The sequence below is a fragment of the Hymenobacter rubidus genome (assembly GCF_016734815.1).
In the GTDB taxonomy this organism is placed as follows: Bacteria; Bacteroidota; Bacteroidia; order Cytophagales; family Hymenobacteraceae; genus Hymenobacter; species Hymenobacter rubidus.
In genome coordinates this window covers 24,968-38,166 of the sequence record NZ_JAERQF010000045.1, presented here as the reverse complement: position 1 = coordinate 38,166, position 13,199 = coordinate 24,968, and the positions used below count along the sequence as shown (strand labels likewise).

The 13,199-nt window shown below is 58.1% G+C and carries 14 protein-coding genes; 7 read left to right on the top strand and 7 right to left on the bottom strand.

From position 1 onward, the window contains the following. Positions 1–213: 213 nt before the first annotated feature. The 4 genes from JKL48_RS20890 to JKL48_RS20875 all read right to left on the bottom strand — a co-directional run bounded on the left by JKL48_RS20890 (position 214) and on the right by JKL48_RS20875 (position 4,358). Complete coding sequence (locus tag JKL48_RS20890) at positions 214–1,293, bottom strand: efflux RND transporter periplasmic adaptor subunit (RefSeq protein ID WP_201986985.1); 1,080 nt, start codon at positions 1,291–1,293, stop codon at positions 214–216. A gap of 104 nt (positions 1,294–1,397) precedes the next feature. Continuing rightward, positions 1,398–2,702, bottom strand: a complete 1,305-nt coding sequence (locus tag JKL48_RS20885) for a TolC family protein (protein WP_201986983.1) — start codon at positions 2,700–2,702, stop codon at positions 1,398–1,400. Between the two features lie 152 nt (positions 2,703–2,854). Continuing rightward, entirely contained in the window at positions 2,855–3,661 is an 807-nt protein-coding gene (locus tag JKL48_RS20880) for a DUF937 domain-containing protein (protein WP_201986980.1), read from the bottom strand. Between the two features lie 358 nt (positions 3,662–4,019). Next, entirely contained in the window at positions 4,020–4,358 is a 339-nt protein-coding gene (locus tag JKL48_RS20875; RefSeq protein WP_201986978.1) for a tetratricopeptide repeat protein, read from the bottom strand. 153 nt (positions 4,359–4,511) lie between these two features. Here JKL48_RS20875 and JKL48_RS20870 point away from each other — a divergent pair, with 153 nt between their 5' ends. From JKL48_RS20870 to JKL48_RS20855, 4 genes are all read left to right on the top strand, one after another. Then, on the top strand, positions 4,512–5,252 hold the full coding sequence (locus tag JKL48_RS20870; RefSeq protein ID WP_201986976.1) for an electron transfer flavoprotein subunit beta/FixA family protein: 741 nt from the start codon (positions 4,512–4,514) through the stop codon (positions 5,250–5,252). Between the two features lie 94 nt (positions 5,253–5,346). After that, a complete protein-coding gene (locus JKL48_RS20865) occupies positions 5,347–6,324 on the top strand; it encodes an electron transfer flavoprotein subunit alpha/FixB family protein (RefSeq protein ID WP_201986974.1) in 978 nt (325 codons plus the stop codon). A 217-nt stretch (positions 6,325–6,541) separates the two neighbouring features. After that, on the top strand, positions 6,542–7,174 hold the full coding sequence (locus tag JKL48_RS20860) for a bifunctional nuclease family protein (protein ID WP_201986972.1): 633 nt from the start codon (positions 6,542–6,544) through the stop codon (positions 7,172–7,174). 129 nt (positions 7,175–7,303) lie between these two features. Continuing rightward, the gene (locus tag JKL48_RS20855; RefSeq protein ID WP_201986970.1) at positions 7,304–7,840 is read left to right on the top strand and encodes a YfiT family bacillithiol transferase; all 537 of its coding nucleotides are present in this window, start codon (positions 7,304–7,306) and stop codon (positions 7,838–7,840) included. A gap of 156 nt (positions 7,841–7,996) precedes the next feature. Here the strand turns inward: JKL48_RS20855 and JKL48_RS20850 are convergent, their stop codons facing one another. Both JKL48_RS20850 and JKL48_RS20845 read right to left on the bottom strand, forming a co-directional pair. Beyond that, entirely contained in the window at positions 7,997–8,812 is an 816-nt protein-coding gene (locus JKL48_RS20850; protein ID WP_201986969.1) for an ABC transporter ATP-binding protein, read from the bottom strand. Positions 8,813–8,903: 91 nt separating this feature from the next. After that, positions 8,904–9,635 carry an MlaE family ABC transporter permease gene (locus JKL48_RS20845; RefSeq protein ID WP_201986967.1) on the bottom strand — a complete coding sequence of 244 codons (732 nt, stop codon included), beginning with the start codon at positions 9,633–9,635 and terminating at the stop codon, positions 8,904–8,906. Positions 9,636–9,734: 99 nt separating this feature from the next. Between JKL48_RS20845 and JKL48_RS20840 the strand changes: the two genes are divergently transcribed. Next, positions 9,735–10,460, top strand: coding sequence for an SDR family oxidoreductase (locus JKL48_RS20840; protein WP_201986965.1), 726 nt, complete (start codon positions 9,735–9,737; stop codon positions 10,458–10,460). A 148-nt stretch (positions 10,461–10,608) separates the two neighbouring features. On the opposite strand, the gene JKL48_RS20835 is transcribed toward JKL48_RS20840, so the two are convergent. Continuing rightward, on the bottom strand, positions 10,609–11,322 hold the full coding sequence (locus JKL48_RS20835) for a GIN domain-containing protein (RefSeq protein WP_201986963.1): 714 nt from the start codon (positions 11,320–11,322) through the stop codon (positions 10,609–10,611). Positions 11,323–11,433: 111 nt separating this feature from the next. On the opposite strand from JKL48_RS20835, the gene JKL48_RS20830 reads away from it, so the two are divergent. Beyond that, positions 11,434–12,126, top strand: a complete 693-nt coding sequence (locus tag JKL48_RS20830; RefSeq protein ID WP_201986961.1) for an SDR family oxidoreductase — start codon at positions 11,434–11,436, stop codon at positions 12,124–12,126. A 141-nt stretch (positions 12,127–12,267) separates the two neighbouring features. After that, entirely contained in the window at positions 12,268–13,176 is a 909-nt protein-coding gene (gene gldA / locus JKL48_RS20825) for a gliding motility-associated ABC transporter ATP-binding subunit GldA (RefSeq protein WP_201986959.1), read from the top strand. Positions 13,177–13,199 lie beyond the last annotated feature (23 nt).

Genomic DNA, 13,199 nt, shown 5'->3' with positions numbered 1-13,199 from the left:
TCCGTGTCGGTGAGAGAAACATTCATGCGGCAAGATTAACCAACTACTTTCGTTTTTCACTTCGCGAAAGGTTTAACATTTATCATTTAACAACTCATAATCAACCTCTACCATTTGCATTTTCATCGGCCAGAGGCACAAGGCACGGCCAACCCAGCCTTATTAAAGACTGATTGAAAAATGTTAAATGATAAATGTTAATTGTTAAATGACCTAGTCGTTCAGCTCGTCGTACACCAGCAACTGGTCTTTGGCAATCACCACGTCGCCGGGCTTCAGGCCGGAGCTCACGTAGCTATAGTCGCCCACCGTTTTGCTGATGGTCACGGGCCGGGTTTCCACGTGGGTGCGGTCCTTGTACACCATCACGAAGTTGCGGTCCTTGTCAAACACCACCGATTTGGCGGGGATGGCCAGCGCCTTGGCGCCTTCGGTGTTCTCTACCCGAACCTGGGCATACATCTCGGGCTTCAGCAGGTAGCCGGGGTTTTCGAGCCGCACGCGCACCTTCATCACCTTGCTGTCGGGGTCGAGCACGTTGAAGACCTTGTCAATCTTGCCCCGGAAATGCTTGTCCGGATAAGAAAGCGTCGTCACGTCGGCCGAGTAGCCCACTTTCACCTTCGAGATATCCGACTCAAACACGTTGGCCATAATCCAGACATCGTCCAGGTTACTCACCGTGAACAGGTTGCCCACGTTGTCGTCGTTAAACTGCTCGTGGTCGGTGGCCTTTTTCTCGGTAATAAAACCCGAAATGGGAGCCCGCAGCGTGTACATGCCATCGGAGCCGATGCCGTAGACGCTCAGCTGCTTCACGTTTTTGCCCACGGTGCCGCGGGCCTTGGTCACCTCGGCGCGGGCCAGCACCACGTCGCGCTCCGAGTTCAGGCCGGCCTTGAACATATCCTCGGCCACCGCCAGGTTTTTCCGGGCAATGTCGAGGTCAGAGGTGGCCGCGGTGGTCTGGTTCTGCACGTCGGCAATCTCGCCAGACTTGATGACGGCTAGTACCTGGCCTTTGGTCACCTTGTCGCCGAGCTGCACGTTGAGTTTTTCCACCACGCCGCCCACCAGCGGGAAAACCTGCACGGTCTTGTCCCCATCGGCCTGAATCTCGCCGGTCAGCACCAACTCGTCTTGGATGGGGCGCTCACGCACCGTATCCAGCACAATCTGCTGCATCATGGTATCGGACAGGCGGAAGCCTTCCTTCTTTTCTTCTTTCACTTCGGGTTTGGAGCAGCTAGCTAAGGTGACGGCGGCAAGCAATGCAAGAAAGGTGCGGTTCATTATTTTAAGCTGTTAGCTATTAGCGTTTAGCCGTTAGCTTTTGATGAGGTACAGGGTGATTGATTAGCCGAAAAGCTAACAGATGCTGGCTTTTCGGCTGAAACTTATTGTTCGGCGCGGAACACCGGTTTGCCAACGGCGAAGTTCAACTGCTCAAACGCCCGCACCCGGTTGGCGCGCAAGGTGTTGAGCTGAACCAAGTTGTTTTTGTACGACTCGAAAAAGTCGATGTATTCCACCACCGAGAGAATGCGCTTGGCGTAGCTTTGCTCGATGCCCACCATCAGGCGGGCAAAAGGCGCCGTATCGCGGTCGATGCTCTGGTACAGTTCATCGTTGCGGGCCGCCAGCTGGTAGGCCTGGTGCACCTCACTCTGCACCACCAGTTGCTGCTGGTCAACCAGAATTTTGCTGCTGGCAATCTGGGCCTTGGCAACCTGAATATTGCCCTGGTTGCGGTTGAAGATGGGCACGGCAATGCCCAGCGTCAGGGCGTTGTAGTTCTCAATGTAAGAGCCGGCCTTGTCGTAGGTATAGCCCACGGCGAGGTCGGGCGTGGCCAGCTTTTGCTGGAGGCGCAGGTTGAGGTTCTGCTGCTGCAGGGTGGCGCGCCGGGCATTGAGGTCGGTGCGCCGCACCAGGGCCGTGTCAACCAGTTGCTGCTCCGAATAGCCCGTCAGGCTGAGGTCGCGGGTACGGGTCACGTCCACGATGGGAACAAACTGGCTGCCGGTGGCATCGCGCAACAGCACGTGCAGGTCGGTTTGGTCGGCCGCTACGTCGTTGAGGATGTTTTGCCGCTCGCTTTGCAGCGTGAAAAGAAAAGCCCGCAGTCGGATTACTTCTTTCAGCGCGATGTTGCCTTTTTCAAACTGCGTTTGGTAGAGGCCCACGGTGCGAGTCAGCGACGCAATTTCGCTGGCGTACGCCTTTAGGGTTTGCTGCTTAAAAAAGATGTCGTAGTACGTAGTGCGAAGCTGGTAGCGCAGGTTGCGCAGCAGGTCCTGCAGGTTGTATTGCTCCACCACCGCGCCTTGCTGCGCGGCTTGTCCGGCGGCCTTGCGCCGTCCGGCCAAGGAAAACAACTGCTGCACGGTCACAATTGCCTCGCTGCCCACGGTGCCCTCCGGCACGGTGGGCCGGGCGATGCGCCGACGCAACACATCCTGCTCCACATACAACGTTGGGTTATCAATCAAGCGGGCCTGCACGGCCTGCGCCTGCGCCACGGTCACGTTGTATTGCTGGGCCAGCACGGCCAAGTTATTCTGAAAGAAGCGTTGTTCGGCCTCGGGCAGTGTGAGGCGAACCGAATCGGTAGGAGCCGGAGGGATGGAGGCCTGCGCGGTGGCGGGCTGCCCCCACAGGGACCACATGCCAACAAGGGCCAGAATTGAAAGACGAGACATATAGGGCATTGATTTCCATACAAAGTTGACCGTCGAAGTATGAGGATAAAATGAACCCTGCGCTGTGGCCTTGAACGAGCATTTAACCTCGGTGAACTCCTATTTTTACTAGGCCAACCGCTGGCAAGGTATTGCGAAAAAATGCGCTTTCCTTACAAGGCGTTTCCATTGTTGGGCGTTCCCTTCTCTACTGTTCCCGATTTTGGCATGGCATGGCCGGCCGTTAACACCGGCCCGGTAGGCGTGCCGCTCAGCAGCAGGTAAACCAGCATGGCTACTCCCACCAATAGAAGCAGAATGCGGCCCCAGTACGCACCGAAAGTGGCAGAGCGGGCCGGCTGTGAAGCAGCGGGGCCCGGCAAGTAAGCGCAGGCCGTCGCCGGGCGCGGGGCACTTGCGCCCAGCCCCCCAAGCCACACCAGGCCCGTGAGGCCCCGCAAGCCCTGGGGCAGCATGTTGCGCACGGGCGCCTTCAGCCGGAGCAGCAACGCGGCAATTTTATCCGAGTCGAGCGACTGGCGGTAAGCATACTGGCCCACCAGGGCCGGCAGCACAGCCCCTACCACGCGCAATAAGGTGGTGGCCGTGTCGGTCCGAATGCCGGCGTAGCGGCTCACCGGCTCGGCGGCAATGCTGCCCACGGTGCCAAACAAGCTCGCCAGTAAGCTTTCTCCCTGCCGCAACGCCTCACCCGAAACCGTACCATTGCCCAGCATCGCCAATACCCCGCCGATGGAACCCACGGGCCCGTTCGCCATCTGAAAAGCCCGCTGGCTCAGGTCATACACCGCTTCGGCCTCGCCCGAAACGGTTTTATTGATAAGCCCGCACAACACCAATGGCACGATGCCGCCCAGCGCTTTGCGAATCCCGGCTTCGCCTTCACCCAGTCTGGCAGCCAGATGAATCGTCAGTTCCTGTGAAAAGGCATTCTGAATGGCATTAAGCAGTTGCAGCATAGCAGTAGGTAATTCAAAGCCGTTGCCATAGCTGGTTTCTCAGCCTGACTTTGTAAAATAAGTATAAAAGAAACAAATTTTATTAAAATTATTGGCTAATATTTACTTTTTCTATCCCAACATGCTATAAAAACCCGTGAAAGCACATTTTTACCTGTTGAAAAACAGCTTTTTTGATAAGCAGTGATATTATTGATTTATCCCAACATTTCAAGATGTTTTGAGTCAGCATTTGGTGAGCCGATGCCTAGAAGCAGCAACGGCATGATGGGTTAAAGCAAAGCAGCCGTTGTGACTACCCGTTCTGATGGGAACCGGGAGTAGCTACAGCTGCTTCGCGTTTAGCTGCCTGCTGCGTTTAGTCGTCTTCATAATCCAGCCCCAGGCAGCTGTTGAGTGCCTGCAGCAGCTCGCTTGCGGCGTGCTGCTGCCCGGCTTTGCGCGCCACGGTCAGACCGGTGCGATATACCTTTTCAGCTTCGTCCTTCTTGCCGAACTCTTCCAGCAACTTGCCGGCGTGGTAATAGGTACCTACGTAATCGGGATGGTCGGACAATAATTTTTGGTAATACTCCCAGGCCCGCTTGGGCTCCTGGGCGCGGTATTCGGTTGCCAGTGCGTATATGGTGAAGGCGTCGGTCGGGTCGTCGGCGTAGAAAGCCAGCAACTGCTGCAAACGGGTGGGCGGAGTGTTCATAGGGAACTAGATTTGTTTACCTTTGGGGCAAAATTGCGGCTTTTCTCCCGCATCTGGTTATTCCATAAGTTGCAGCCGGAAACTGTCAGCCTACTTCCGGTTGTTATGCATGCAGCCTTTTTCTCCTGATTCCGCCACCCAACCCCCGTTTAAATGAAGTTTCTGGTTTGTATTTCCAACGTGCCCGACACGACCACCAAAATCACCTTTACGCCCGATAACAAGGAGTTCAACAAGGCCGGGGTGCAGTTCGTGATAAACCCCTGGGATGAATACGCCCTCACCCGCGCCATCGAGCTGAAAGAAGCGGCCGGCAGCGGCAGCGTCACGGTGCTGAACGTGGGCGAAGCCGACACCGAGCCGAACATCCGCAAAGCCCTGGCCATTGGCGCCGACGATGCCATTCGCGTCAACGCGGCGCCGCAGGATGCGTATTTCGTGGCCGAGCAGATTGCTGCCGTGGCCAAAGAAGGTGCTTATGATGTGATTTTGATGGGCAAGGAAAGCATTGACTACAACGGGTTTCAGGTGCACGGCATGGTGGGCGAAATGCTCGGCATCCCCACGGTGGCTCCGGCCATGAAGCTGGACCTAAGCGGCAACACCGCTACGCTGGAGCGTGAGATTGAGGGCGGTAAGGAGATTGTGACCGTGAATACGCCCTTCGTGGCCTCGTGCCAGCAGCCCATGTGCGAGCCCCGCATCCCCAACATGCGCGGCATCATGACGGCCCGCACCAAGCCCCTGAAAGTGGTGCCGCCCGTAGGCGAGCCCGCCCGCACCACCGTGGCCGAGTACGCGTTGCCGCCCAAAAAGCAGGGTGTAAAGCTCATCGACGCCGCCAACGCCGGCGACCTGATTAAGCTGCTCCGCAACGAAGCCAAGGTTATCTAATGAAGAATGAAGAATGAGGAAAGAAGAATTGGTGATGAGCCGCCTTCGATTTCTCATTCTTCATTCTTAATTCCTCATTCTTCATTAAGAAAAGATGTCTGTATTAGTTGTAGTTGAATGCGCCGACGGCGAGGTTAAAAAGTCATCGCTCGAAGTTGCGTCTTACGGAGCGCAGGTCGCTGCCCAGCTGGGCACTACCGCCACCGCCATTGCCGTGGGCGAAGCCAACGCGGCCAACCTGGCCACCCTGGGCGAGCAGGGCATCGCGAAAGTGCTCTACGATGCCGAGCCCCGGCTGAAAGATTTTGTTAATAATGCTTACACCAAGCTCATTGCCACGGCAGCGGAGCAGGAACAGGCCAAAGTCATTGTACTGGCCAACAGCAACATTGGCGCGGCGGTGGGCTCACGCTTGTCGGTACGCCTCAAGGCTAGCCTGGCCACCAACGTGGTGGAACTGCCCCGCACCGACGGCGGCCAGTTTGTGGTGAAGCGCGGCGCGTTCTCGGGCAAAGCGTTTTCGGACGTGGTGCTGAGCGGCGACCGCAAAATCATTGCCCTGAAAAAGAATTCGACCGAAGCCAAGCACGAAGCCGGCAAAACGGCCGAAGTAGCCAGCTTCTCGGCTCAGTTATCGGACGCCGACTTTGCCGACGCCCCTACCCAAGTGGTGATGCAGGACCAGGCCGGCGGCATTCTGCTGCCCGAGGCGGAACGTGTGGTTTCGGGCGGTCGGGGCATGAAGGGCCCGGAAAACTGGGGCCTGATTGAAGATTTGGCCAAGGCGCTGGGCGCGGCCACGGCCTGCTCCAAGCCGGTTTCGGACGTGGACTGGCGTCCTCACCACGAACACGTGGGCCAAACGGGCATCACCATTTCGCCCAACCTGTACATTGCCTGCGGCATTTCGGGCGCCATCCAGCACCTGGCCGGCGTAAACAGCAGCAAGGTGATTGTGGTTATCAACAAAGACCCCGAAGCCCCTTTCTTCAAAGCCGCTGATTATGGCATCGTGGGCGACGTATTTGACGTATTGCCGAAGCTGACCGCTGCCGTAAAAGAGCTGAATTAATTTGTTGTGACTGTATTTGGGGGCCTAAGCAATTGGTTTTCGCAAGAATGCCGCTGCTTGGGCTCCCAATCTTTTTTTGGCATTCGCGTATTACAGGGCAAGTTTCGGTGGCAGATACCCGGACTTTTCTTTATTTGCACCAAATCCTTCTGCCCGGCCCTAGTCGGACCCGCCGCCCTCCTTTCAAAAGCCCCCCAGACACCCAGCTCCTATTACCTTGAAAAAAATCCAGCTTGAAATCCTGGGCCTTTCGTCCAGCCAGTCGCAGTCTGGCTCCTTCGCGCTGATTTTAGGCGAAAAGGGCGGCAACCGCCGCCTGCCCATTATCATTGGCATGTTTGAAGCGCAAAGCATTGCCATTCAAATCGAAAAGATTAGCCCCAACCGCCCCCTCACCCACGACTTGTTCAAGTCGTTTGCGGAACACGTTCATGTGGTGATTCTGGAAGTCGTTATTTCCGACTTGAAAGAGGGCGTGTTTTACTCGCGCATTGTGTGCTCGGACGGCGCCACCACGTTCGACATCGACGCTCGGCCTTCCGATGCCATTGCCATTGGCTTGCGGTTCGGGGTGCCGATTTACACAGTGGAGAGCGTGCTCAGCGAAGCCGGCATCATCCTCTCGGACCTCGACGAAGCCGAAAGCGAGGCGGAAGACGACGACGATGAAGACGACGAGGACACCGACAGCGACGCCCCGCGCGCCAGCCGCCCCCAGCCCGAGCCCCGCGAGCCCAGCGGCCAGGTTTCGCTGGACGAGCTGACCAAGATGCTGGCCCAGGCCCTCGAAAAAGAAGACTACGAGAAGGCTGCCAAAATCCGCGACGAGCTGAATAAGCGCAACGGCTGACCGCAGATTTAACGGATTTTAGCGGATTGAAACGGATTTTTTGTGGGCCCGCTCTGCCATTTCTGCTATTGATGTTTTTTGAAAGCGCTGCCTCAACTCGGGGCGGCGCTTCTTGTTTTCTTTGCTGCCATGAACGAAGCCAATGACCCTCTCAAATACCCCATCGGCCGGCCACAACTGCCGATTGGTCCCCTAACCGCCGCTGAACGCACGGCGCTCGTCCAGCAAATTGCGGAACTGCCGGCGCAACTCACCGCAGCGGCCAAGGCAGTAGGCGGCGTTGGCCTAGAGCGCCCCTACCGGCCCGGCGGCTGGAACGGCCGCCAGGTAATCCACCACGTGGCCGACTCGCACATGAACGCCTACGTGCGTTTTCGACTGGCGCTTACGGAGGAAAACCCTACCATTAAGCCGTACGAGGAAAGCGCCTGGGCCGAATTGCCCGACGTGGCCGCTACGCCCATTACCGTGTCGCTCACGCTGCTGGAGGCGCTGCATTCGCGGTTTGTCACGTTGCTGCATCACCTCACCAATGAGCAGTGGCAGCGCACGTTTTACCACCCCGGCAACCAGCGCACTTCCACCCTCGACCAGACGCTGGCGCTGTATGCCTGGCACGGGCGGCACCATCTGGGGCACTTGAATCTGCTGCTGGAGCAGGATTAAGATTAGGTCTATGAGAATAACCCAGAACGTCATGCTGGGCTTGTCGAAGCATCTCTACCGCAACTTGGGTTAAGTAGTTACTCTCGCGGTAGAGATGCTTCGACAGGCTCAGCATGACGTTCTGCTTATCAGCGGCTCCAATGCACCAAGCTACAGTCAGATGCCGCCGCCGGATTCGCTTTCTTCCGCGAAAGCGGAGATGCCGCCTTCGGTTTCTTCGTCTACACGCTTGGCGGCCCGTACGAGGCTGCTGCTGAAAATGAAGTCGCGTAGCTCGGGCACGGTGGCGTTCAGAATTTCGTCTTTGGTGCCATCCCAGAGCTTTTTGCCCTGGTGCAGGAAAATGATGTGCTCGCCAATCTCAATCACGGAGTTCATGTCGTGCGTCACGATGACGGTGGTGATGCCGTACTCGTGGGTGATTTCGTGAATCAGCTCGTCAATCTTGATGCTGGTGGCGGGGTCGAGGCCGGAGTTGGGCTCGTCGCAAAACAGGTAAGTACACTGCGGGGCAATGGCGCGGGCAATACCCACGCGCTTTTTCATGCCGCCCGAGATTTCGGCGGGCATTTTGTTGCCGGCATTCTCGAGGCCGACGCGCTTGAGGCAGAATTCGACCCGCTCCCGCCGCTCTTCGGGTGACATTTCGGGCGTCAGCATTTGCAAAGGGAACTCCACGTTCTGGGCCACGGTCATGGAGTCGAACAGGGCCGAACCCTGAAACAGCATGCCAATTTTGCGGCGGATTTCCTGCCGAATATCAATCTTGCTGTTGGTGTACACCGTGCCGTCGAACGTGATGGAGCCGAGGTCGGGCTTCATCAAGCCCACAATGCACTGCAGGAGCACGCTTTTGCCGGTACCGGACCCGCCAAGCAGCAGGTTGCACTTGCCGGTTTCGAACACGCACGAAATGCCTTTCAGCACGGGCGTACCGTTGAAAGCCTTTTCGATGTTGGATACTTCAATCATGTTTTTAAGCTGTTGGCTAACGGCCAATAGCCATTAGCTTTTTCAATTTGACTGTTGAGAAGCAAACAGCTAGCGACTGTTCGCTAAAAGCTTACAGTAGCAGGGCCGCCAGGGCGAAGTCGGCAATGAGGATGGCGATGATGGAGTTGGTGACGGCGCCGGTGCTGGCGGCTCCAACTTCCAAGGCGCCCCCGGTGGTGAAATAGCCTTTGAACGACGAAATGCCGGAAACCAGGAAGGCAAAGACCACCGCCTTGATGAGGGCAAACACGATGTTATAAGGAATAAAATCGGTGCGAATGCCTTCGATGTAGTCCTGGGCCGTCATCACACCCGTGAGCGTGCCGGCCAAGTACCCGCCCAGAATGGACAGCAGCATGGCCAGAATAACAAGCATTGGAAACATGACCAAGGCGGCCAAGATGCGGGGCAACACGAGGTAGGACGTGGAATTGATGCCCATTACTTCGAGGGCTGAAATTTGCTCGGTGATGCGCATGGTGCCCAGGCCGCCCGCAATGCTGCTGCCCACTTTGCCGGCCAGCACAATGCTGGTGATGGTGGGCGCCAGCTCCAGAATGGTCATTTCGCGCACCATGTAGCCGATGGTGGACTGCGGAATGAGCGGGTTGGTGAGGTTGTAGGCAATCTGGACGCAGGTAACGGCGCCGATGAAGGCCGACACGATGGAGACGATGACCACGGAGTCGACCCCGATGAGGATGGCTTCGTCGATGGTGCGGGCCCAGAGGACGCTGAAGCGCTCGGTGCGCGTGACCATGCCCCGCAGAAAAAGGACAAACGAGCCGAAAATAGTTAGCATAAAGGTTTGTTGAGGATTACAACCGAAGTTTGAGGTGCCGTGGTGTTATCAGTGAGTTGATGAGCAACCCGGGACTTTACGTAAAATCAGACGAAGACAGTGCATTCAACCGAAAAATTAATTGTCGTGACCGGCGGCAGCAAAGGTATTGGCCGCGCCGTAGTGTCGCGCTTTCTTCGAGCCGGCTATCCGGTGGCTACCTGTGCCCGCTCGGCCGCCGACCTGGCCGCCCTCACAACCGAGATGGCGGCCGATGTTCCCGGCGCGATGCTCCATACCCTGGCTGCCGACCTCAGCCAACAAGCCGACTGCGTCCGTTTTGCGGCCTTTGTGCTGGCATTGGGCCTCCCGGTGGAAGTATTGGTCAACAACGCGGGCGCTTTTGTGCCCGGCCGCCTGCAGGACGAGCCCGCCGACGGCTCGCAGCTGCGCCAAATGCTGGCCGTGAACCTGCTCAGTGCCTATGACGTGACCTTGCCCCTGCTGCCCGGCCTCATTGCTCGGGGCCGGGGCCACGTTTTCACCATTTGCTCCACGGCCAGCATCATGGCTTATTCGAATGGCGGCTCGTACGGCATTGCCAAACACGCCCTGCTGGGCTTCACCAAAAACCTGCGCGAAGAGCTGAAAGCCAGCGGGGTGCGGGTAACGGCCGTGTTGCCCGGCCCCACGCTCACGGCCAGCTGGGCCGGCGTAGAGCTGCCGGTTGAGCGCTTTGTGCAGGCCGGGGATGTGGCGGAGGCCGTTTTTGGGGCCTACTCGTTATCGCCTCATGCCGTGGTGGAGGAGCTGCTGATTCGGCCGCAGCTGGGGGATTTGGGGTAAGCGGGCAATTACTGAATGCCGGTCATCCTGAGCTTGCGGAGGACCTTGCCAGGCCCGAGCAATTGGCTGTTTTTGACAGGTAAACGGGAAAAGGTCCTTTTTACTGCTGAGGATGACAGCCGAGTGAATAACGCAACCGCCTTCTGCCCTATTCCGTCCGCGCCTTGCCGTTGCCCTTCAGGGTGAGGTCAACGACGCTGGGAGAGCCGCTGTAGTAGAAGGTGCCATTGCCCGCTACCGTGCCGCCGACGCCTTGGGTGGCATGTACGTGGGCGTCCCCGTCGCTGTCGTGCAACATCTTAAAATAGCAGCGCTTCACGCCGAAACCCTGCGCAAAAAGCCGTCCCGAACCGCCCACGTTAAAATTCATTTCTTCGGCCGACCCCTGCACGACGACATCTCCCAACTCATACAAATCGAGAAACAGCATATTCGCTTTCACATTGAGGGCGTAGTCGCCGGCCCCGACGAGGTGAAAGAAAATGGTATCCTGCACAAACTGGCCACTGGTGCTCACATTGCCCTGGCCGCGCAAAAACACGTTTTTTACGCGGGGCAAGTGGAGCGTTACCTCGCGGGGCGTGTCGTAGCTACGGGCCCAGTTACAGGTACTGGTATTGCTGATTTCCAGCGCGTTGCCTTTGCGAGTAAACACGATGTCGCTGATGAGGTTTTCGCCGGCCCGCACTTCGGCGTAGGTTTGCGAGTCCTGTACCAGGTGCAGGTCCACGTTATCAAATGCCGTAACAACTTCCAAGCCGGCACCAACCTCGCGGCGCTGGGTGACGATGGTGCCCGTACTTTTCAGGCAATCGGTGCCGTGGCCGGGGCCGCAAGTCGTGAGGCCTACGCACAGCGCCAAGCCCATTGCCCCGCGGCAAAGGGCGCGTAGTACCCCAAACCCTCCCAGGCCGCTAACTTGCGGCCGCAAACTTGTATCGCCCATATTCAGCCTTACTTTTCCCAAAGATAAATGGACCTCACCGGTAAAGTTGCCATCGTGACCGGCGCCAGCAAAGGAATTGGCCGCGCCACCGTCGAAGCTCTGCTCGCACGCGGAGCCGCCGTGGCCGGCTGGGCTCGTACCGCGCCCGAGGGCCTGGCGCACGACCGGTTCCAGTTTTTCGAGTGCGACGTGCAGGATGAGCACTCCATCGCCGAAGCCTTCACCAACACGCAACGCGAGTTAGGACCCGATATTCATGTACTGGTGAACAACGCCGGCCTCGGCATCATGGGCGAGGTCGACGGCTTCAAAACCGAGGACTGGAAAACGATGTTCGATACCAACGTGCTGGGCACTTTCCTGTGCACCCGCGCCGTGTTGCCCCAGATGAAGCAGCAGAAACAAGGCCATATTGTGAATGTAGCTTCGCTGGCCGGCACGGCAGGCACGGCGGGTATGAGCGGCTACTGCGCCACCAAGTTTGCGGTGCGCGGCTTTTCGGATGCGCTGTTTAAAGAAGTACGGCCGGTCGGCATCCGCGTGACGTGCGTGATGCCCGGCTCGGTGGAAACCAACTTCAACGGCAAAGAACCGGGCGCCACGCCCGACCCGCACAAGATGCAGCCCGAAGACATTGCCGCCGCCATTGTGCACGCCATCGAAGCGCCGGACACGACGATGATTTCCGAGATTCAACTGCGGTCGGCGCAGGTGAAGTAAAAAGAACAGTCATGCTGAGCGCAGCCGAAGCATCTCGCGTGCTCTCACTAACTAATGAAGTTTTAACGATTGAATTACTAGCACACGCGAGATGCTTCGGCTGCGCTCAGCATGACTGTTCTTTCTGACAACTAACCCCCAATGGTAGAAATTGAGCACCTGACCAAAACCTACGGCACCCAAAACGCCGTGGACAACATCAGCTTTACGGCGGGCAAGGGCGAAATCGTGGGCTTCCTCGGGCCGAATGGCGCGGGCAAGAGCACCACCATGAAAATTGCCACCGGCTACCTCCCCCCCACCGCCGGCACCGTGCGCGTGGCCGGCTACGACGTGCTCACCGACAGTCTGGAAGTGCGCCGCCACGTGGGCTACCTGCCCGAGCACAACCCGCTCTATCTGGACATGTACGTGCACGAGTACCTCGAATTCATCGGCTCGGTACACGGCCTAAGTGGTAAAAATCTGCGCACCCGCGTGGCCGAGCTGGTGCGCCGCGTGGGCCTGAGCCGCGAGCAGAACAAGCAAATCGGCGCGCTCAGCAAGGGCTACCGGCAGCGGGTAGGCCTGGCCCAGGCCCTCATCCACGACCCGGACGTACTCATCCTCGACGAGCCCACCACCGGCCTCGACCCCAACCAGATTCTGGAAATCCGCCAGCTCATCCGCGAGGTAGGCGAGGATAAAACCGTCATTTTCAGCACCCACATTCTGCCCGAAGTCACGGCCCTGTGCTCGCGGGTGCTCATCATCAGCCGGGGCAAGCTGGTGGCCGATAGTCCGGTGGCCGAACTGGCTGCCCGCGCCGCCGGCGAAACCGTGGTGCGCGCCGAGTTCGAGGGCACCGTGGACACCGCCAAGCTGGCCCAGCTCCCCCATGTGCGCAATGTGGAAGTCGCGCCCGGCGGCGTTGTTTTGCTGCGGACGGCGCCGGGCACCGATGTGCGGGCCGCCGTGTCGCGCTTGGCCGGGCAGGAAGGCTGGATTCTGCTGGGGCTGCGACAGGAGCACCAGAGCCTGGAGGAGGTGTTTGGGGAATTGACGAAGTAGAATAATTTAATCGACTGTCATCC